This window comes from Brevibacterium sp. SIMBA_078 (genome assembly GCF_046534565.1).
Lineage (GTDB): Bacteria > Actinomycetota > Actinomycetes > Actinomycetales > Brevibacteriaceae > Brevibacterium.
In genome coordinates, this window is record NZ_JAWRYQ010000001.1 from 540,837 (window position 1) to 560,577 (window position 19,741).

At 65.3% G+C, this 19,741-nt stretch carries 17 protein-coding genes and 1 tRNA gene; 5 read left to right on the forward strand and 13 right to left on the reverse strand.

Going from position 1 to position 19,741, the window contains the following annotated elements; translation table 11 throughout:
• Window positions 1–25: 25 nt before the first annotated feature.
• The 5 genes from SB749_RS02460 to SB749_RS02480 form a co-directional block, all read right to left on the reverse strand.
• A complete protein-coding gene (locus SB749_RS02460; RefSeq protein WP_410708853.1) occupies window positions 26–2,314 on the reverse strand; it encodes an MMPL family transporter in 2,289 nt (762 codons plus the stop codon).
• Between the two features lie 127 nt (window positions 2,315–2,441).
• Window positions 2,442–3,008, reverse strand: coding sequence for an isochorismatase family protein (locus SB749_RS02465; protein ID WP_410708854.1), 567 nt, complete (start codon window positions 3,006–3,008; stop codon window positions 2,442–2,444).
• Window positions 3,009–3,056: 48 nt separating this feature from the next.
• Window positions 3,057–3,743: a GrpB family protein gene (locus SB749_RS02470; RefSeq protein WP_410708855.1), complete on the reverse strand. Its 687-nt coding sequence runs from the start codon at window positions 3,741–3,743 to the stop codon at window positions 3,057–3,059.
• A gap of 3 nt (window positions 3,744–3,746) precedes the next feature.
• Window positions 3,747–4,223, reverse strand: a complete 477-nt coding sequence (locus SB749_RS02475; RefSeq protein WP_410708856.1) for a DoxX family protein — start codon at window positions 4,221–4,223, stop codon at window positions 3,747–3,749.
• Window positions 4,224–4,319: 96 nt separating this feature from the next.
• A complete protein-coding gene (locus tag SB749_RS02480; RefSeq protein WP_410708857.1) occupies window positions 4,320–5,486 on the reverse strand; it encodes a CPBP family intramembrane glutamic endopeptidase in 1,167 nt (388 codons plus the stop codon).
• Window positions 5,487–5,742: 256 nt separating this feature from the next.
• Between SB749_RS02480 and SB749_RS02485 the strand changes: the two genes are divergently transcribed.
• Complete coding sequence (locus SB749_RS02485; protein WP_410708858.1) at window positions 5,743–7,290, forward strand: APC family permease; 1,548 nt, start codon at window positions 5,743–5,745, stop codon at window positions 7,288–7,290.
• Between the two features lie 27 nt (window positions 7,291–7,317).
• On the opposite strand, the gene SB749_RS02490 is transcribed toward SB749_RS02485, so the two are convergent.
• Entirely contained in the window at window positions 7,318–7,830 is a 513-nt protein-coding gene (locus tag SB749_RS02490) for a GNAT family N-acetyltransferase (protein WP_410708859.1), read from the reverse strand.
• 130 nt (window positions 7,831–7,960) lie between these two features.
• Between SB749_RS02490 and argG the strand changes: the two genes are divergently transcribed.
• Window positions 7,961–9,382, forward strand: coding sequence for an argininosuccinate synthase (gene argG, locus SB749_RS02495; protein ID WP_410708860.1), 1,422 nt, complete (start codon window positions 7,961–7,963; stop codon window positions 9,380–9,382).
• A gap of 241 nt (window positions 9,383–9,623) precedes the next feature.
• Window positions 9,624–10,454, forward strand: a complete 831-nt coding sequence (locus SB749_RS02500) for a DNA alkylation repair protein (protein WP_410708861.1) — start codon at window positions 9,624–9,626, stop codon at window positions 10,452–10,454.
• Window positions 10,455–10,488: 34 nt separating this feature from the next.
• Here the strand turns inward: SB749_RS02500 and SB749_RS02505 are convergent, their stop codons facing one another.
• Both SB749_RS02505 and SB749_RS02510 read right to left on the reverse strand, forming a co-directional pair.
• Window positions 10,489–11,202, reverse strand: a complete 714-nt coding sequence (locus SB749_RS02505; protein WP_410708862.1) for a hypothetical protein — start codon at window positions 11,200–11,202, stop codon at window positions 10,489–10,491.
• Window positions 11,203–11,315: 113 nt separating this feature from the next.
• Window positions 11,316–11,388: transfer RNA gene (locus tag SB749_RS02510), tRNA-Arg, on the reverse strand.
• A 75-nt stretch (window positions 11,389–11,463) separates the two neighbouring features.
• Between SB749_RS02510 and SB749_RS02515 the strand changes: the two genes are divergently transcribed.
• Entirely contained in the window at window positions 11,464–11,646 is a 183-nt protein-coding gene (locus SB749_RS02515) for a hypothetical protein (RefSeq protein ID WP_410708863.1), read from the forward strand.
• A gap of 116 nt (window positions 11,647–11,762) precedes the next feature.
• Window positions 11,763–13,595, forward strand: coding sequence for a phosphoenolpyruvate carboxykinase (GTP) (locus tag SB749_RS02520; protein ID WP_025777640.1), 1,833 nt, complete (start codon window positions 11,763–11,765; stop codon window positions 13,593–13,595).
• A 199-nt stretch (window positions 13,596–13,794) separates the two neighbouring features.
• Here SB749_RS02520 and SB749_RS02525 read toward each other — a convergent pair whose 3' ends face one another.
• The 5 genes from SB749_RS02525 to SB749_RS02545 form a co-directional block, all read right to left on the reverse strand.
• On the reverse strand, window positions 13,795–14,457 hold the full coding sequence (locus SB749_RS02525) for a hypothetical protein (protein ID WP_410708865.1): 663 nt from the start codon (window positions 14,455–14,457) through the stop codon (window positions 13,795–13,797).
• 327 nt (window positions 14,458–14,784) lie between these two features.
• Window positions 14,785–15,018: a hypothetical protein gene (locus SB749_RS02530; RefSeq protein ID WP_172171696.1), complete on the reverse strand. Its 234-nt coding sequence runs from the start codon at window positions 15,016–15,018 to the stop codon at window positions 14,785–14,787.
• Complete coding sequence (locus tag SB749_RS02535; RefSeq protein WP_410708866.1) at window positions 15,015–16,394, reverse strand: anion permease; 1,380 nt, start codon at window positions 16,392–16,394, stop codon at window positions 15,015–15,017. The genes SB749_RS02530 and SB749_RS02535 overlap by 4 nt, the downstream gene beginning before the upstream one ends.
• Window positions 16,395–16,659: 265 nt before the next feature.
• A complete protein-coding gene (locus SB749_RS02540) occupies window positions 16,660–18,075 on the reverse strand; it encodes an aspartate aminotransferase family protein (protein ID WP_410708868.1) in 1,416 nt (471 codons plus the stop codon).
• Window positions 18,076–18,156: 81 nt separating this feature from the next.
• Window positions 18,157–19,641 (reverse strand): CoA-acylating methylmalonate-semialdehyde dehydrogenase, encoded by a 1,485-nt coding sequence (locus SB749_RS02545; protein ID WP_410708869.1) that lies wholly within the window; start codon window positions 19,639–19,641, stop codon window positions 18,157–18,159.
• Window positions 19,642–19,741 lie beyond the last annotated feature (100 nt).

A 19,741-nucleotide genomic window follows, 5' to 3' on the forward strand; every position in this document is an offset into this window, starting at 1 on the left:
CGTGAGTCTGACTCAGTCAGCTGCCTCAGTGCCCGCCGTGGTGCGAACTGGAACTACTGAGAGCGTGGTCATTCTCGGCGAGCAGGTGGGTGGAGTGCTCTTCGCCCGCGACCTCGCCACCTGCAGCCGCACGCTCGTGGAAGTGCGTGATCGCCTTGTTCGGCCACCACATCTTGTCGCCGACGAGTCCGAAGATCGAAGGCACGATGACGGTGCGCACGAGGATCGTATCGACGAACACGCCGACTCCGACGATGAGACCGAGCTGACCGAGCACCATGAGCGGCAGCATGCCCAGAGCCGCGAACACTCCGGCGAGCACGATGCCGGCGCTGGTGATGACGCCGCCGGTGTGGGCGACAGCTTCGATCATTCCCTGGCGTCCGCTGTGGAGGACGGACTCCTTCCTCGCGCGGTGGGCGAGGAAGATCGAGTAGTCGATGCCGAGCGCTACGAGGAAGAGGAACGCCAGGATCGGCACCTGCGAATCGAGCGTGGACTGGCCGAAGATCGTCCGTGACAGGAACGCACCGAGTCCGATCGCCGCCGCCGAGGACGCCACGTTGACGAGCAGCAGAGTGAACGCTGCGATCGGGGCGCGGAGGATGCCGAGCAGGATGATGAAGCTGATCGCCAGGACCATCGGGACGATCGTGAAGAAGTCCGTCCGGTTGCCGTCGCGGGCGTCGAGCTCCGTGGCCGCGGCCCCGCCCGCCTGGGCGTTCGCTCCGTCGATGGCGTGGACATCGGTGCGGATGTCCTTGACGAGGTCGAGTCCCTTCGCACTGTCGGGTTCGTACTCGCCGGTGACCATGATCTTCGTGACGGAAGTGCCGTCGATTGTCGTGTCCTCGATCGCCGAGGCGCGCACGACGCCGTTCATGTCGCTGACCGAGTCAACGACGTCATCGGCATGGTCGGTATCGGCGACGATCCAGATCGGTTGGGATTCCCCGGGCGGGAAGTGGTCGGCGAGGACGTCAAGGCCCTGCGCCGATTCGGACTGGACCCGGAACTTCTCGGTCTGGTCGAGACCGATCGACGATCCGATGAAACCGGTGGCCATGACACCGAGGATGACGATCCCGGCGCCGAGGTGGAGCCCCGGTTTGCGCACCACGCGGGTGGCGATGGTCCGCCAGATCGAGGGCTTCGCCGTACCTCGCGGTGCGGTTCCACCGTCTCGCGCACCTGTCGGTGCGGTTCCATGGTTCGTGGCGGCCGCCTCGGCGGGGGTGAGCTCTTCGTCCGCGGTGTCTTCGCCCTTCGGGATGAAGGGCCAGAACATCGTCTTGCCGGAGATCGCGAGTACGGGCGGCAGGGCGAAGAGGACGGCGGCTGCGGAGATGAGCAGGCCGACGGCCGCGGTGATGCCCAGGCCGCGGGTGCCGGGGATGATCGCGAAGACGAGGCTGAGCAGGGACAGCACGACGGTGAGGTTCGAGGCGAGGATCGTCGACGCGGTATGCGTCCAGGCTTCGGCGAGCGCGACCCGGTGGTCGGTGAAGCGGCGCAGCTCCTCGCGGTAGCGGGAGATGAACAGCAGCGCGTAGTTCGCGCCGGCTCCGAAGACGAGGACGCTGATGATGCCCGCATCGAACTGCAGGTCGAGCCAGTCGCCGACGGCCGCGGTCACGGTCGAGGCGAGTCCGTCGGCGGTGCCGATGACGATGAGCGGCAGCAGCCACAGGATCGGTGAACGGTAGGTGATGATGAGCAGCAGGGCGACGATGACGATGGTGACGATGAGCAGGGTGAAGTCTGCGCCGTTGAACGCCGAGGCGATGTCGGCGCCGATAGCGGGACCACCTGTGACCAGCAGAGAAATGCCGTCGTCGGTGAGCGACTGGGCGGTCTGGTCATCGGCGATGGCGGTGCGCAGGTCGTCGACGGTCTCGGCGGTGTCCGAGTTCGTCAGGCCCACGGTGATGGGCACCATGAGCAGCGCGGCCTGTTTGTCATCGCTGAGGATCGGCCCGGTCACGGTCTCGGTGGATTCGTCGCCGACGGAATCGCCGAGCGAGCCGCCGAGCTCCTTCAGCTGCGCCTGGTCGTCGGAGGAGAGTTCGGCTCCGTCCTCGTTCGACGCCACGACCATGACGGACTGCTTGTCCGCCTCGGGGAACTTGTCGAGAATCTTCTGTGCTTGAGTGGATTCGGAGTCGGCCGGAGCGGTTTCCGTGGATCGGTCCTCTCCTGCTCCGGACAGGAGTCCGAAGAGCAGAGCGACGAGGACGACGATCCCGCCGAGGACGAGCCACGAACCGCGCTTCGATGTCAGCGTATGTGCGGTTTTCGCCAGTGGTGAGTTCATGACTCCAGTCCATCAATCTATGGAGCCATGCACATCGCCTGTGAGTTCGGATTCGGTCTGCAACTTTCGATGGAGAAAACCCGCTGACCTGGGCTGATACTTCTGCCGAGGATGGGGAGTCTGCGACTCAGGCGAGCTCGGCTCCCGCTTTCTCGACCTCTTTGAGGGCGGCCGCACTCGATTCTTCCCCGACTCCGGCGACGAGGTCGGTGAGCACGCGGACGCTCAGCCCCGCGCTCAGCGCGTCGAGGGTGGAGGCGCGTACGCAATGGTCGGTGGCGATGCCGACGGCGTCCACCTCGGTGATGGTGAGATCTTTCAGAAGCTCGCCGAGGCGGCTCCCCGTGTCCGTGATCCCCTGAAAAGCCGAATAGTCGGGTTTGCCATGGCCCTTGCGCACCTCGTGGGTGATGGCCGAGGTGTCGAGCAGCGGGTCGAATTCGGCGCCAGTCGTGCCGGCGACGCAGTGGACGGGCCAGCTGTCGACGTAGTCCGGGGTGTCGCTGAAGTGGCCGCCGTTGTCGTTGTCGGCATCGTGCCAGTCGCGGGAGGCGATGACGGCGTCATAGTCGCCGGCATGCGCGGCGAGATGGGCGGTGATACCTTCGGCGACGGCGTCGCCGCCGGTCACGCCGAGCGCGCCGCCTTCGGTGAAATCATTCTGGACATCGACGATGAGGAGTGCCTTGGCCATGCCTCGAGCATAGGCGCTTCCCGGCCGATTTCCAGGGGTGCGGCGGATTCAGACCCAGTCTCGGGCTTCGAAGATGTGGTGGTAGATGCCGCGGACCACGGCCTGCTTGCGGGCGTTATAGCCCATGACCGTTTCCCCGACCGCGTTCGATTCCTCGGCCGCGGTGCGTTTCGCCGTCTCGTAGGTCCCGCGTTCGTCCTCATGCTCCCGCAGCCAATCTCGGAACAGCCGCATCCGCGCCACTTCCGCGCACCGGGGTCCGAAGACATGGAGATTGCAGTCCAGCTGCCCGGGTTCCGGATCGAGTCGTTTGAGCATCCGGTGCTCGTACCAGGCGGGTTCACGGATGGTGAGAACGAATCCTGCCTCGGCGAGCGCGGGGACATAGTCATCTTCGGCGGTGGGATCGTCGACGACGAGGGCGATGTCGATGATCGGCTTCGCCGGCAATCCCGGCACCGAGGTGGACCCGACGTGGTCGATGCCGACGAACGCACCGCTCGGGCTCAGGGCCAGACGGATCTGGTGGGCCGCCTCGGCGAAATCGTCGGCCCAGGCGGGGTCGTGGTCAACGATGGCGATCACGGACGGCGGTGTAGTCGGTCGCGTCCAGAGATCGGGATCCTTGACGTCGTTGAAGGTGATGATGTCAGCGATCGCGGCTGACATCGGATCGGCGGACACACCGCCCGGGGCCTCCTGTTCAGAGGAGTCACCAACGGACGGGTACGTCATGCCTCAGGCCTGCTTGAGGACGCGCTTCTCGGCCTTCTTCGCTGCCTTCTTCGCGGCCTTCTCGATGGCCTTGGCGTTGTCACTGTCCCCGGCGATGAGGAGCAGTCCGCCGAGGGCCGCGAGGTTCTTCGAGAACTGGGTCTGGTGGGCCTTCGCGTCGCCGCCCTCCATCTCCCAGAAGGAGTGTCCGGCCAGCGTGGTCGGGATGAGGGACCCGGCGAGCGCCAATGCCGAGAGTCGCGGCTTGATGCCGAGCAGGAGGGTGGCACCGGCGAGGATCTGCACGCCGCCGTTGATGCGCACGAGCAACTCATTGTCGTCGGGAAGTCCAGGCACGTATTCGCGGATGGAGTCCAGGGTCGATTCGGCCATCGCCGCCTTGCCCGCGGGATCCTTCACAGCCGAGAGTCCGCCGGTGATGAAGATCGGTGCGGTGAGCATGCGTCCTGCCGTCTGCAGCAATGATGGGCCAAAAATCACAAGAGACTCCTTAGGTCGATGGGGTTTTGAGCCTAACGGAGGCCGGGGCCGGGCCTCAATTTCGAGGCCGGCCCCGGCGTCATATTTCGATGGTGATCAGGCGGTCTGCCGGGGATCAGGTGCGGCGGGGGTAGCCTTCTTGATCCCCAGCTCCGGCTGCTTCCGGAACTGCCCCGTCAGAACGAGTGCGGCGGTGACGACAGCGGAGACGATCCAGCCTGCGACTCCGAGGAACGCGACAAGCGCCGGATCCGGAGTCGGCGCACCTGCATCGACGAACAGGCCCAACAACATGGCCCCGCAGCCGTTGAGTGCGGCATGGGCGAATACGGCCGGCCACACGGATCCAGTGCGCAGGCGCAGCCAACCGAAGAGGACGCCGACCATGATGCAGCCGCCAACCATGAAACCCACACCGGCGATGTCGGGGCGGCCGAAGTTGTAGCCGAGCAGGATCAGCGGTGAGTGCCACAGCCCCCAGACGACGCCGATGATGAGCAGTGCAGGCCAGGTGCCCAGGGGACGCAGACTGGTGAGCAGCCATCCTCGCCAGCCGAATTCCTCGCCGATCGTGACACCGACATTGGCCACCGAGCTGACGAACATGAGCAGCAGGTAGATGGCGATGGCGGCGGCAGTCGGCAATGAGTCCGTGCCGGGAATCGACTCCAGCTGCGCCGTGAACCCGGACAACCCGTCGAGGTCGAGGGCGAGCCATCCGAAGGCTGCGCTGACCAGATAGCCGAGGACGACGAGAACCATGATGCCGAAGAAGGCCGCGACGGTCACCCCGATGACTCGACCGAAGGGACGCAACGGCCAGAAGCCGAAGTAGCGCGGAGCGCTGGCCAGGACCTCTCCCCTGGCACGGGCGCGGCGGCGATGGATAATGGAGGCGATGATGCTCGCGATGAGCGGAGTGAACATCATGGCGCTGCCGCAGGCCAGAAGCAGAACGGGATCGCCGATCCCCTTCTCGGAGAACCACAGCGGCAGGCAGGCCAGCCACGCGAGACCGAAGGCAATGACAGCGAAGATTCCGATCTCTAGCCACGGGACCCTGGCGGGTACGACGGCGAGTGGTCGCCCTTTCGCATCGACCCCCTCGGCGGGGGTGTGCGATCCATCCATCGCCGAGGCAGTCGGACCGGACATGGAATACGTCGTTCCGGGCGGGTGGGGTTGGATGGCGGGCTGAGGTGATGGCTCGGCCGGTCCGGTCGCCTCGGCAAATCCGGATTGACTGTGCGTCTGCGTGTTCACGGTTCCTCCTCGTTCCTGCACTGTGCCCACCGGTTCGGCGGTTGTCCGTGCCTGTGATTCCACGCTATGACTCGCCGTCGTCGGGCACCTCCGCCGTGCGGATGAAATCGCGCTCAGCCGCACGGGCGAGGATTTTCGGAAGGAGAGTCCGGGCCGGCGAGACGCGCAGCTGCCGATCGGTTCCGAAGAGGGGATTCGGCGATACGATGTCGAACGGAAACGGAATCAACGACGATTCGAATGAAGGAACATCACCATGTCCGATCTCCCCTCGAATGCCCACCATCCCGCGGGCACTCACACCTCCGCCGGCAATCGTGCCGGTGGCCATCTCTCCGACTCCGACCATCTGGCGGTCCTCGGCTACGGCGACTCGTTCGAGCGATCGATGAGCCCTTGGGCGAACTTCGCCCTCGGCTTCACCTACCTCTCTCCGCTCGTCGGCGTCTACTCGCTGCTGGCCGTGGCGCTCTCAACAGGAGGTCCGCCGTCGATCTGGTGGATCGTCATCGTCGCCTGCGGGCAGCTGCTCGTCGCCCTTGTCTTCGGCGAGGTCGTCTCCCAGTTCCCCATCGCCGGCGGGATCTACCCCTGGGCCAGACGACTGTGGAGCAAGCGGTATGCGTGGATGGCCGCCTGGGTCTACATCTGCGCCCTCATCGTCACGATCACCTCGGTGTCGGAGTTCGGGGCCGGATTCCTCGCGAGCCTCTTCGGTTTCGCTCTCAGCCGCAACACCACCCTCGTCCTCGCGCTGGCCCTGCTCGTGCTGGCGCTGGCGATCAACTTCTCCGGCACGAAGTGGTTGGCGCGCATCGCCCGCATCGGACTCTTCGCCGAACTCATCGGCGTCATCGGACTCGGCCTGTTCCTGCTCATCTTCGAACGCAAGCACAGCTTCACCGTCTTCTTCGACACCATGGGCACCGCCGGCGACGGCAGCTACCTGCCCGTCTTCATGGGAGCTGCAGTCGCCGGGCTCTTCCTCTTCTACGGATTCGAAGCCTGCGGTGACGTCGCTGAGGAGGTCTCGAACCCCGCCCGCGGCATCCCGAAGGCGATGCTCATGACGATCTTCGTCGGAGCGGTCTCGGCCCTGTTCTCCTTCGGCGGCTATGTGCTCGCGGCACCGAATCTCGAGGAGATCGTCGCCGGTGAGGTCGCCGACCCGATTCCCGCGATCCTCGAGGGCAGCCTCGGTGCGGTGGGGGCGAAGATCTTCCTCGTCGTCGCTGTCCTCGCGTTCATCTCCTGCGTCCTCAGTCTGCAGGCCGCCGCATCGAGGCTGATCTTCAGCTTCGCGCGCGACGGCATGATGCCCGGGCACCGCTGGCTGTCGAAGGTCACCGACGGGACGAAGATCCCGCACAATGCCCTCATTGTCGCGTGCACGGCACCCGCGCTGATCTGCGTGCTCATCTGGTTCAACGACGGGATCCTCGTGGCCGTGACCTCGTTCGCGATCCTCGGCATCTACCTCGCCTTCCAGATGGTCGTCCTCGGGGCGCTGCGGCAGCGGCTGCGCGGGTGGAAGCCGGCGGGGCCGTGGTCGCTGGGCGGTTGGGGCATCATCGTCAACTTCGCCGCACTGGCCTACGGCATCTTCGCGATGATCCTGCTCTCCCTACCCGGTGACTCCGGGTCGTTCTTCACCGACTGGATCGTGCTCATCGGCCTCGTCGTGGTGTTGGCGGTCGGGTTCATCTACCTGTTCACGGCACGTCCCGACCGGAAGTCCGATGCCCCGGAGGACGACGCCATCGCCGTCGCCGAGGCGATCCGGGCACACCGCGCGAAGCAGTAACTCGCGCGGGCAGGGCGCGGCCCCGGATCAGACCCCGAATTCGGGGGCGAAGGCCAGGGCGCCCGCGGGCACTTCGCCTGACAGCGGCATCGCCATGAGCGCCTCATCGGGGACGTCTACGTGCAGAGTGATGCCGAAGCCTGAAGCAGGGGTGAATCCGAAGCGCGGGTAGTACTCGGCGTGACCGAGGACGACGGCGAATGCCTCGCCACGGCGGGCCGCCTCGGCGAGAAGCGCCTCGATAACGGCGGTGCCGACGCCGGTGCGCTGGTGCTCGGGCCACACGGAACAGGGCGCAAGGCAGACCCCAGGCACCTCACCGACGAAGCAGCGGGAGAGCATGGCGTGGGCGATGACCTCACCGTCGAGGACGCCGACGAACGACAGACCTTCGATCCCGTTGCCAGAGGCACGGAGAGCATCGACGAGCTCGGCTTCGTCCACCTGGCCGAAAGCAGCCGCAGTCAGCGCATGGATCGCGTCGATATCGCCGGAAGCCTCTGGGCGGACGGTGAACTGAGGTGCGCGAGGATTCGTCACCGTCTCACGATAGCAATCGGCGGGGCCGCCTCGGCGAGATTCGAGCGCTTCACACACCGCACTCACATAAAAATACATTCCTATGCATAACAATTCGACATTCGGCAGAGACTCACGTTACGCTGGTGACATGTCGAAAGTACTGTCTTCGCTCCCAGTCGGTGAGCACGTTGGAATCGCCTTCTCCGGCGGACTGGACACCTCCTGCGCGGTCGCGTGGATGCGCCACAAGGGCGCCATCCCGTGCACGTACACGGCCGACATCGGCCAGTACGACGAGCCCGACCTGGAGTCGGTGACCGATCGCGCGAAGGAATACGGTGCCGAGATCGCCCGCTTCGTCGACGCCAAGCGTCTCCTCGTCGAAGAGGGCTTCGTCGCACTGCAGTGCGGTGCGTTCAACGTCCGCTCCGGTGGCAAGACCTACTTCAACACCACTCCCCTCGGCCGCGCCGTCACCGGCACCATGTTGGTCCGCGCCATGAAGGAAGACGGCGTCGACATCTGGGGCGACGGCTCGACCTACAAGGGCAACGACATCGAGCGCTTCTACCGCTACGGCCTCATGGCCAACCCGAAGCTGCGCATCTACAAGCCCTGGCTCGACTCAGAGTTCGTCGATGAGCTCGGCGGCCGGCAGGAGATGAGCGAATGGCTCGTCGAACACGGCTACCCCTACCGCGATTCGGCCGAGAAGGCCTACTCGACGGATGCGAACATCTGGGGCGCCACGCATGAGGCGAAGACCCTGGAGTTCCTCGACGCCGGACTCGACATCGTCGAACCGATCATGGGCGTCGCCGCCTGGCGCGATGACGTCGAGGTCAAGTCGGAAGAGGTCTCTGTCCGCTTCGAGGCCGGCCGTCCCGTCGCCATCAACGGCGAAGTCTTCGACGATCCCGTTGCCCTGGTCTTCAAGGCCAACGAGATCGGCGGCCGCCACGGACTCGGAGTCTCCGACCAGATCGAGAATCGCATCATCGAGGCGAAGTCCCGTGGCATCTACGAGGCTCCGGGCATGGCGCTGCTGCACGTGACCTACGAACGCCTGCTCAACGCCATCCACAACGAGGACACCATCGCCCTCTACCACGAAGAGGGCCGTCGCCTCGGCCGCCGGATGTACGAGGGACGCTGGCTCGACCCGCAGTCGCTCATGCTGCGCGAGTCCATGCAGCGGTGGGTCGCCTCGGCGATCACCGGCGAGGTCACCCTGCGCCTGCGCCGCGGCGACGACTACACGATCATCAACACCGAGGGCCCGAACCTGTCCTACCATCCGGAGAAGCTGTCGATGGAGCGCGTCGGTGACTCCGCGTTCGGACCCGAGGATCGCATCGGCCAGATGACCATGCGCAATCTCGACATCGCCGATTCGCGTGCCCGCCTTGAGCAGTACGCAGCCATGGGCATCGTGTCCGGGCCGACCTCGGAGCTCGTGGGCTCGCTGGAGGCCGGCGGCGCCGAAGAGATCGCGAACTCCAACGCCGAAGTGGACGAGGCCAGCGACCTCGCCAACCTCTCCTCGGCCTTCGACGCCGGCACGGACTGAGGTCCTGACCGGACGCAGGATTCGGCACGGACTGAGATCAGCCCGAACCGAAGGCCCCCAGAACTTCCGGAGACACTGCGCAGCATGAGACTCGCGGCCTCCGGTTGAGAACAGAGAACAGCCGGCGGGCACACTCCCCGATCATCGCGATCGACGGAGTGCGCCTGCCGGCAGTTTCGCGTTCACCGCTAACCGCCGTGCGCGCACCCGCAGGTGGCGGTGCCGTGGAAAGATTCGTTCCATGACTTCCGATTCCCGGTACCAGGCCCACACAATCGCCGAGGTGGTCGACCGAGATCTGCGCGCCCGTGGCAGCAGCGAACGCGCCCAGAAGGAGAAGGCCTACCTCAAGAGCGAACTCCTCCATTACGGGGTGAGCGTGCCCGATACACGTGCCGTCGTTCGCACCGCTCTGCGCACAGCGAAGCTCAGCCACGATGAGGTCATCGAACTTGCCCGAACCCTCTGGGCCCCGCCGACGTCGTCGGACGACTCAGCCGGCAGTGCCGAACCAACGGACACAGGCCGCGCCGAACCAATGGTCACAGGCGCCGGGCCAGCAGGGCACCCCACTCCCGTCCACGAACGACGCGCCGCGGCCACGATGGTTCTCATCCAGTCGAAGGACCGACTCAGCGGCGGAGATGCGGATTTCATCGAGGGCCTGCTCCGCGAGGCGAAGACCTGGGCGCTCATCGACCCTCTGGCCGGTGATCTTGTCGGCCCTCTGAGCGAACGGGATGCCGCTTTCGACCCCGTCCTGGAGCGCTGGGCGAGCGATGAGGATTTCTGGATTCGCCGCTCAGCCCTGTTGGCACACCTGGTCCCGCTGCGGCACGGCCGCGGCGACTTCGGCAGGTTCACCCGATTCGCCGATGCGATGCTCGAGGAGAAGGAATTCTTCATCCGCAAGGCCATCGGCTGGGTTCTGCGCGATACCTCGCGCAAACGCCCCGACCTCGTCTTCGACTGGATCCTCCCGCGCGCCCACCGTGCCTCAGGGGTGACGATCCGGGAGGCCGTCAAACGCCTGTCGACGGAACAGCGTGAGGCCGTTCTCGCCGCCAGATGATTCGACGCCCGGCCGCAGGTGAGCCAAGTCCCAGCTATCTGACTCCGCCCCTGCGGACCGGCGGGTGGCCGGGCAGTTGGCGTGCTGCGTCCTCGGGGTTGCCGGTCAGCTCGACGACTCCGCGATCGAGCGCGGCCTGGGCCAGCTGCGGATACCCCGCCGCCGAGGTGACCCGAGCGATCGCCTCGACTGCCGACCTCGCGGACTGCCGACCGGTCCCTGCGAACCAGATCCACCGGCCGTCGACCGACCTGGGAATCGGGTCGAGCGCCAGCGTGAAACGTCTGCGTCCGCGCCTGGCATCCTCGGCCGAGCAGGCGACGAAGTGGACACCGTTCTTCGTCCACCACGACGCTCGCAGGGTCGACTGCGCGATCTGTCCCTGGAGTCCGACCTCTTTGAGATATCTGTTCGCGCCGGCGACCCCGGCAATGCTGCCGGGCGTGATCTGCCCATAGGGAATGGCGTAGGGACGAATCCCCGGAGCTACGGAGCCGACAAGGATCCCGCGCTCGCAGACGATGAGCCGCTCACCCGAGAGATAGAGAAGGATCAGGCCGAACATCACCGCGAAGATGATGCCCGGAGCAACCGCCAGCAGCGGCGTCTCCCCCGGATTGATGAATGTCAGAGCTGTGAAGAGCACCCACCCAAGGACTAACCCCGACACCGTCTTCGGTCCTGGGCGGTCGGCGAACACCTCGATGACCTCACCGAGCTCTTCACTATGGCGACGGGCTTTCCGCATCTCAGCACCCAACAGAACCCCAACCTTCGAATCGACGCCCGGAACAGCCTGACTCCGGGCATACGAAAAAGTCCCTCACTGGCAATCCTGCCTGGTGAGGGACTTTCCTTCGGTGCGCCACGAGGGATTCGAACCCCCAACCTTCTGATCCGTAGTCAGATGCTCTATCCGTTGAGCTAGTGGCGCATGTCGCCCGGACTCTCGCCCTGCAACTCGAACAACTATACACACCCATTTCGCCGAAGCTCAAATCGTCCTCACGTGCGCTTCGCCACATTTGCACTCAAGGCCAGAGCCGCCTCGGCGAGAGGGGATGAAATCGCAGATTTCAGCGGTCGATCATCACTGCAAGAACACATCAATCAATTGAAACAACACGTCAGTGAATTGCCGCTTTCACGTCAATCGACCCTTGGCTGTGATCCAATGCACATCTTCGAGTGACCGAAACGCGCGCTTTTCGCTTCCGCTCCCATCCTACGGTGGATATGTACCAACCGCTCGACGGACGCCAGCCGCCGGAGACGAAACCCCACACACGACCCACCAGGAGACCACTCATGACTGTCCTCGACCATGATGTCGTCGCTGACCAGCTGAAGAACGCACCGACCGAGAACAAGTCGGTGCTCTCGTTCGTCAGCCGAATCGCCGCCCTGACCACCCCGGATGACATCGTCTGGATCGATGGTTCCGAAGCACAGAAGAACGAGATCGCTGAGAAGCTCGTCGAGGCCGGCACCATCCAGCGTGTCAACGGTACCAAGGACTCCTACTACGCGGCTTCCGACCCCGAGGACGTCGCCCGCGTCGAGGGCCGGACCTACATCTGCTCCGAAGACGAGAAGGACGCCGGTCCGCTCAACAACTGGGTCGCTCCCGCGGAGATGAAGGAAACCCTCAACCCGCTGTTCGAGGGCGCGATGCGCGGACGCACCATGTATGTCATCCCCTTCGTCATGGGCCACGCCGAGGCGGACCAGCCGATGTTCGGCATCGAGGTCACTGATTCGGCCTACGTCGTCCTCTCCATGCTCGTCATGGCTCGCTCGGGCAAGTACGCCCTCGATGCGATCGACGCCCAGGACGCGAAGTTCGTCGAGTGCGTCCACTCCGTCGGCGCTCCGCTGGAAGAGGGACAGGACGATGTCGCCTGGCCCTGCAATACCACGAAGTACATCACTCACTTCCCCGAGGATCGCGCCATCTGGTCCTTTGGTTCCGGCTACGGCGGCAACGCGCTGCTGGGCAAGAAGTGCTACGCGCTGCGCATCGCCTCCGCGATCGCCCGCGACGAGGGCTGGCTCGCCGAGCACATGCTCATCCTCAAGCTGACGAACCCCGAAGGCGTCGTCAAGTACGTCGCCGCCGCGTTCCCGTCGGCCTGCGGCAAGACCAACCTCGCCATGATCGAACCGACCATCCCCGGATGGAAGGCCGAGACCCTCGGTGACGACATCGCATGGATGCGCTTCGGCGAAGACGGCCAGCTCTACGCCGTCAACCCCGAGTTCGGGCTCTTCGGCGTCGCGCCGGGCACCGGTTACACGACGAACCCCACCGCGATGCGCGCCATCGAGGCCGGCGGCAACATCTTCACCAACGTCGCTCTGACCGACGACGGTGACGTGTGGTGGGAAGGCAAGACCGACGAGGCACCTGCCCACCTCACCGACTGGAGGGGCAACGACTGGACTCCCGAGTCCGACACCCCGGCCGCTCACCCGAACTCGCGCTTCTGCACCCCGATCGCGAACGTGCCGACCCTGGCTCCCGAGTGGACCAACCCGAACGGTGTGCCGATCTCGGCCATCCTCTTCGGCGGTCGCCGCAAGACCACGATGCCGCTCGTGACCGAGACCAAGGACTGGACCCACGGTGTGTTCATGGGTTCGGTGCTCTCCTCGGAGACCACCGCAGCTGCCACCGGTGCCGTCGGCGTCGTCCGCCGCGACCCGATGGCGATGCGCCCGTTCATCGGCTACAACGTCGGTGACTACCTGCAGCACTGGATCAACATCGGCAACACCGAGGGTGCCCAGCTGCCGAAGATCTTCTACGTCAACTGGTTCCGCCGCGACGACGACAACTCGTTCCTGTGGCCCGGATTCTCCGAAAACTCGCGCGTTCTCAAATGGGTCTTCGAACGCGTCACCGGCACCGCCGATGCTCAGGAATCCCCACTTGGCCTCACCCCGGTCGAAGGCGGATTGGACACCGAAGGCCTCGATTTCACCGACGAGCAGCTGCGCAAGGCTCTCGCCATCAAGCCCGAAGAGTGGGAGACCGAACTCGGCCTCATCGAGGAATGGTACGCCGAGCTCGGCGATTCGGTTCCGGCCGAACTCCGCGCCGAGGTCGACAACCTCCGCCAGCGCCTCGGCCTCGCCTGAGTCGTTCGGCTGTGTGGCTAGTCTGAGTCGTTTGGCTTCATCGCTGACAGTCTGAGCCGTCCGTCTATCGACAATCCCCCAACCACCGCCGAGGTGGTTGGGGGATTGTCGTATTTCGTTGCGGGTGCGCGTTCGACCGTTTGGGACCCGCCGTTGATTCGTCAGTGCCTCCGGACTGCAGGGCCGAAGCCGCGCAGATTCAGTGATGCGTCGCCTGCGCCGTATGAACCTCACGGAGAAATACCAACACATCACGCGGTTTCGCTTTGAGCTCCCTCAACACGCGATAGGTGACCATCTCCGGCTTCCTGACGGTACCGATCAGCGCGTTCCGATGAGCGGTCGCACCGCGTGCAGTGATCGTTACGACCAGCGCGTCCGGGAGCATCCCTTTCCTCCACTGGAACTCTCCGCCGATGTCGACGATGCCTGACCACGGCGTTGCGAACTGCCTGACCCGCCCGCCAGGCTTCCACCATGAGGACTCCATGCCCCAGCTCGACACGACGAACTGTGGTCGCACAAAGGGAAAGACAAAAGTCCACAACAGCGCTCCAACGCAGAAGAGCACCAAGCCGATGGCGAAGACCACAAGGAGGAAGAAGATCGGCCACCCACCGAAGCCAGGGGACATCGGGTTCCAGGTCGAGGCAGGGGTGACGGTGAAGGTGAGGATGATCGCTCCGACGAACAGCCAGCAGATAAGTGCCATCGCGAAAGTCTTGACCAGGTTGGTCCGCAACACTACGCATCCATCGCGCCGCATTGCCGCATGCCATTGGTCGATGCGCCGGCGATCGGCTTTGCCGATCTCTTTCTGCAGATCGGCAAAATGTCGAGAGTTGTGCGGCGGAGTTCTCACACGACGAGTCTAAGCTGAGCCCGCCACCTGCTCGCACGACGAGTCTGGGCCGAACCCCTCAGGTGCCCATCACTCGCGTCACGCAGCCCCCTCTGACCGAAACGCCCTCGGCGCACGATCTCTACCCGAAACGCGCCTACGCGGCCTTTTGAGCATCGGCCACATCCCACACCGCCAGCGGCACAACCACTCGGCGGTCGCAAAACACCGTCGCAGTGCCATTACGCCCCGGTGCAACTGTAGGAGCAGCCGCTAACGGTGACCGACGGCCATCCAGCTGTGCGTTATGACGCGAACGGTGAGGGATGCTCACCGGGCCAGGTAAGCTCAGGCGCCGTGGAGGGCCGGGACGATGAGGTAGACGCCGAGCAGCACTACTGCTCCGCAGATGCCGAACACCGCCCAGTACCCGACCGGCAGCGCCGAACTGCTGCGGCCCTCCTCGACACGGTCGAGGTGCGCGGCGCGCATCCGCACTCCGACGGAGAACAGCGTGATGACGATGATGGCCGAAACCCATGTCGCGGCCGCAACGATGGCGAAGGAACTCCACTCGATCATTTCGCGTCTCCCTTATCGCTCGCATCGGCCCGGCCGGCATCGGCCCCGGGTGACGATCCGGTCGACGATGAACTGGCATTCGCAGCCTCGGCGGGAACGGCCCCGTTCTTCTTGGCATCACGGTGGGCACGGCGCTTCTCTTTCGCCGCCTGCTTCTCTGCCCAGGCCTCGTAGCGGGCTTCCCGCTTCTCCTGAGCGCGTTTGCGGTTGCGGTCCTTGCGCAGCTTGCGCTTGCGGCCGCGGATGTTGACGGCTTCGCCGACGGTGTCGAAGTTCGAGATGTCCGTCTCCTCGACCCGGCGGGAGCTGATGTAGATCCACAGCACCACGATGACGGCGATGATCGTGTCGACGATGACGCCGATCGTTCCCAGGTGAGCGATGCCGGCGGCGATGCCGCCGACGATCGCGGCTGCCGGGATCGTCAGCAGCCAACCCGAGGCGATCCGTCCGGCCGTCGACCACTGCACGTCGGCGCCCTTGCGGCCCAGGCCCGAACCGAGCACGGAACCGGAGGCGACCTGTGTCGTCGACAGGGCGAAGCCGAGGTGCGAGGAGGCGAGGATGGCCGCAGCCGTCGACGTCTCGGCCGACAGTCCCTGGGCGGGCTTGACCGTCGTCAGTTTCGTGCCGAGGGTGTCGATGATGCGCCAACCGCCGACGTAGGTGCCCAACGCGATCGCCAGAGCACAGGCAGTGATCACCCAGATGTGCGGGCCGGTGCCGTGCTCCTGCAGGTTCGCCGACACGAGCACGAGGGTGATGACGCCCATCGTCTTCTGCGCGTCGTTCGTTCCGTGGGCGAGCGCCACCAGCGAGGACGAGAAGATCTGCCCGTACTTGAATGGTGCACGGCGAGCGGTCTTGCCCTCCTCGTTGCGGCGAGTGATCGCGTAGGCGATCTTCGTGCACAGGTAGGCGCTGAACCCGGCGATGAGCGGGGCCGCCAGAGCCGGGATGACGACCTTCGACAGGAACACTCCGTAGTCGACGGAGCTGAACCCGGCACCGACGATGGCCGCACCGATGAGACCGCCGAAGAGAGCGTGGGACGAGGACGAGGGAAGTCCGAACCGCCATGTCGCCATGTTCCAGATGATGGCGCCGATGAGGCCGGCGAGAATGAATGAGGGGCTGATCTGGACTCCCCCGCCGCCTTCCTTGATGATGCCGCCCGAGATGGTCTTGGCCACCTCGGTGGAGAGGAAGGCTCCGACGAGGTTGAGGATCGCGGCGAGCGTGACCGCAGTCTTGGGTTTGATGGCCCCGGTCGCGATCGGTGTGGCCATGGCATTGGCCGTATCGTGAAAGCCATTGGTGAAGTCGAAGAACAGTGCCAGTGCGATGACGAGCACGACGACGAAGATGATTTCCACTAATCGACCTTGGGTGTAGACACTATTCGGACCGTGGATGATGCAGCTGACGGCCAGCCATCACTATCCCGCAGAAGTCTACCCACAGATTCAACTGCTCTTCACCCGCAATTCGACCCTACTCCACCTCATTCACCTTTTGTTCACTTTTGACGTGCGCAAACGGGCCCCGCCCGGCTGAGAGTGCAATTGCACTCACATTCCGAACGGGGCCCGAACACAGCGATCCCTCGCCGAGGCGGCTCCTCAGTCACGCGTGACGAATCTACTCCGTGACGTACCGATCCGCGACGTCGAGTGCCCGATCCAGGGCGGCGAGCCCGAACCTGACGTCCTCATCCGGAGTGTTCAGCGGCGGCACGACATGGATGCGGTTGAAGTTCGCGAACGGCAGCACGCCGTCGGCCTTGAGCGCTGCGATGACCTCGTTCATCTCCGGTGAGCTGCCGCCGTAGGCTGCCAGCGGCTCCTTCGTCGTCCGGTCTTTGACGAGCTCGACTGCCCAGAAGCAGCCGAGACCCCGCACATCCCCGACCGAGGGGTGACGCTGCGCGATCTCCCGCAGGGCAGGACCGATGATGTCTTCGCCGAGGCGCTCGGCGTTGGCGATCATCCCCTCGTCCTCCATCGCGGTGATCGTCGCGACCGCTGCCGCACAGGCGAGCGGATGTCCCGAGTAGGTCAGTCCGCCCGGGTAGGCCCGATCACGGAAGGTCTCGAAGATCGCATCCGAGATGGCGACCCCGCCGAGCGGGACGTATCCGGAGTTCACGCCCTTGGCGAAGGTGATGAGGTCCGGGGTGACGTCCCAGTGGTCGACGGCGAACCAGCGACCGGTGCGGCCGAAACCGGCCATCACTTCGTCGGCGATGAAGACGATCCCGTACTTCGCCGTCAGCTCGCGCACGCCGGCGAGGTAGCCGGCCGGCGGGGCGTAGATCCCCGCGGTGCCCGGAACGGTCTCGAGGATGAGAGCCGCGATATTGCCGGGCCCCTCGAGGGTGATCATGTCCTCGAGGTGGGCCAGCGCGCGCCGTGTCTCCTCGGCCTCGGAGGTCGAGTCGAAGTACGACCGGTACGGGTAGGCGGGCATGAAGTGGACGATGCCCTCAGCGGAGTAGTCGTTGGCGAACCTGCGCGGGTCGCCGGTGACGTTGACGGCCAGCTGCGTGCCTCCGTGGTAGCTGCGGTAGGCAGAGAGCACCTTCGTCCGACCGGTGTGCAGTCGGGCCATCCGGATCGCGTGCTCGTTCGCGTCGGCTCCCCCGTTCGTGAAGAACACGTGATCGAGGTCGCCCGGGGTGCGTTCGGTGATGAGTCGGGCCGCCTCGGAGCGGGCGCCGTTGACGTGCTGCGGCGCGATGGTGCACAGCCGGCCGGCCTGCTCCTGGATCGCCGCGACGACGGCCGGGTGCTGATGGCCGATATTCGTGTTGACCAGCTGCGATGACATGTCGAGCAGCTTTCGGCCCTCGCCGTCCCAGATGTAGGGGCCGGCGGCGTCGACGATCGTCATCGGGTCGAACGGTCCCTGTGCCTGCCAGGAGTGGAAGACGTGAGCACGGTCGAGCTCGTGGGCACGTCGCCCTGCCTCGATGAGGTCAGGGTCGATCCGGTCGGCACCGGTGCGATCAGCGTCGAGGTGCGATTCGGTGAGCGGGGAATCCGCGGTGGTGGTCATGTCTGGGCTCCTTCGCCGAGGTGGTTCGTCGTTGCGTGAACGCCCGCCCCTTGATCGGGGCGGACGTCCGTGGTGGTCTGTTCAGTCGTTGGTCGGGAAGCCGAGGTTGAGTCCGCCGTGGCTGGGATCGAGCCAGCGTGAGGTCACGACCTTCCCACGGGTGAAGAAGTGGACGCCTTCGTCGCCGTAGGCGTGGGTGTCGCCGAACAGCGAGTTCTTCCACCCGCCGAAGGAGTAGTAGCCCACGGGCACGGGGATCGGGACGTTGATGCCGACCATGCCGACCTCGACTTCGTTCTCGTAGCGGCGGGCCGCTCCCCCGTCGTTGGTGAAGATCGCGGTGCCGTTGCCGTACGGGTTGGCGTTGATGAGATCGAGGCCCTCGTCGTAGCCGGGAACGCGGACGACGCAGAGCACGGGGCCGAAGATCTCGTCTGTGTAGATCGACATGTCGGTGGTCACGTCGTCGAAGAGGGTCGGGTTGAGGAAGAACCCGTCGGCCGGGGTGTTCTCCCGACCGTCGAGCACGACCTTCGCTCCCGCCTCGGCGCCGGCATCGATGTAGCCTGCGACCTTGTCGCGGTGGGCGGCGGTGACGAGCGGTCCCATGTCGGGTTCGGTCGCCCCGTCGCCCACGCGCAGGGTCTTGGTGCGCTCGGCGATCTTCGCCACGAGCTCATCGGCGACGGATTCGACGGCGACGACGACGGAGATCGCCATGCAGCGCTCTCCGGCGGCGCCGTAGCCGGCGTTGACGGCGGCGTCGGCGGCGAGGTCGAGGTCCGCATCGGGCAGGACGAGCATATGGTTCTTCGCTCCGCCGAGTGCCTGGACGCGCTTGCCGGCGGCGGTGCCGTTCTCGTAGACGTATTGTGCGATCGGGGTCGACCCGACGAAGGACACCGAGGCGACGTCGGGGCTGTCGAGGATCGTGTCGACGGCTTCCTTGTCACCATGGACGACGTTGAACACGCCATCGGGCAGGCCGGCTTCCTTCCACAGCTCGGCGAGCCAGTTCGCGGCCGAGGGGTCCTTCTCCGAGGGTTTGAGCACGACGGTGTTTCCGGTGGCGATGGCCACGGGGAAGAACCACATCGGGACCATGGCCGGAAAGTTGAAGGGAGAGATGATCGCGGCGACGCCGATCGGCTGGCGCAGGGAATGGACATCGAGCTTCGTCGACGCGTTCTCCGTATGCCCGCCCCTGAGGTGACCGGCGATGCCGCACGCGAATTCGACGACCTCCTGTCCGCGGGCGACTTCGCCGAGGGCGTCGGAGAGTACCTTGCCGTGTTCGGCGGTGATGATCTCCGCGAGCTCCTGCTTGCGGGCGTTGAGCAGCTCGCGGAAGGAGAAGAGGATGGACGTCCGCCGTGACAGCGAGGTGTCGCGCCAGGCGGGGAATGCGGCGGAGGCTGCGGCGATCGCCGATTCAACGGTGGCCTTCGAACCCAGGGCCACCTGGCCGCTGACGACTCCGGTGGCCGGGTTCGTGATATCGCCGAGGCGGGTGTCGGTGTCCCCGGTGACGGTCTGTCCGTTGATCCAATGGGAGAGCGTTGCCATGAAGGGTCCTTCTGCGTCGTCGGTACGTCGGTTGAGTCCATCCTCTGTCCGCTTTGCCGATCTCGGAAGTGTCAGAACGTCAGAGTCTTCGCCCTCGGCT

Coding starts and splice junctions, on each gene's coding strand:
- SB749_RS02460 (WP_410708853.1), bottom strand. CDS start 2,314: ATGAACTCACCACTGGCGAAAACCGCACATACGCTGACATCGAAGCGC.
- SB749_RS02465 (WP_410708854.1), bottom strand. CDS start 3,008: ATGGCCAAGGCACTCCTCATCGTCGATGTCCAGAATGATTTCACCGAA.
- SB749_RS02470 (WP_410708855.1), bottom strand. CDS start 3,743: ATGACGTACCCGTCCGTTGGTGACTCCTCTGAACAGGAGGCCCCGGGC.
- SB749_RS02485 (WP_410708858.1), top strand. CDS start 5,743: ATGTCCGATCTCCCCTCGAATGCCCACCATCCCGCGGGCACTCACACC.
- argG (WP_410708860.1), top strand. CDS start 7,961: ATGTCGAAAGTACTGTCTTCGCTCCCAGTCGGTGAGCACGTTGGAATC.
- SB749_RS02500 (WP_410708861.1), top strand. CDS start 9,624: ATGACTTCCGATTCCCGGTACCAGGCCCACACAATCGCCGAGGTGGTC.
- SB749_RS02505 (WP_410708862.1), bottom strand. CDS start 11,202: ATGCGGAAAGCCCGTCGCCATAGTGAAGAGCTCGGTGAGGTCATCGAG.
- SB749_RS02520 (WP_025777640.1), top strand. CDS start 11,763: ATGACTGTCCTCGACCATGATGTCGTCGCTGACCAGCTGAAGAACGCA.
- SB749_RS02530 (WP_172171696.1), bottom strand. CDS start 15,018: ATGATCGAGTGGAGTTCCTTCGCCATCGTTGCGGCCGCGACATGGGTT.
- SB749_RS02540 (WP_410708868.1), bottom strand. CDS start 18,075: ATGACCACCACCGCGGATTCCCCGCTCACCGAATCGCACCTCGACGCT.
- SB749_RS02545 (WP_410708869.1), bottom strand. CDS start 19,641: ATGGCAACGCTCTCCCATTGGATCAACGGACAGACCGTCACCGGGGAC.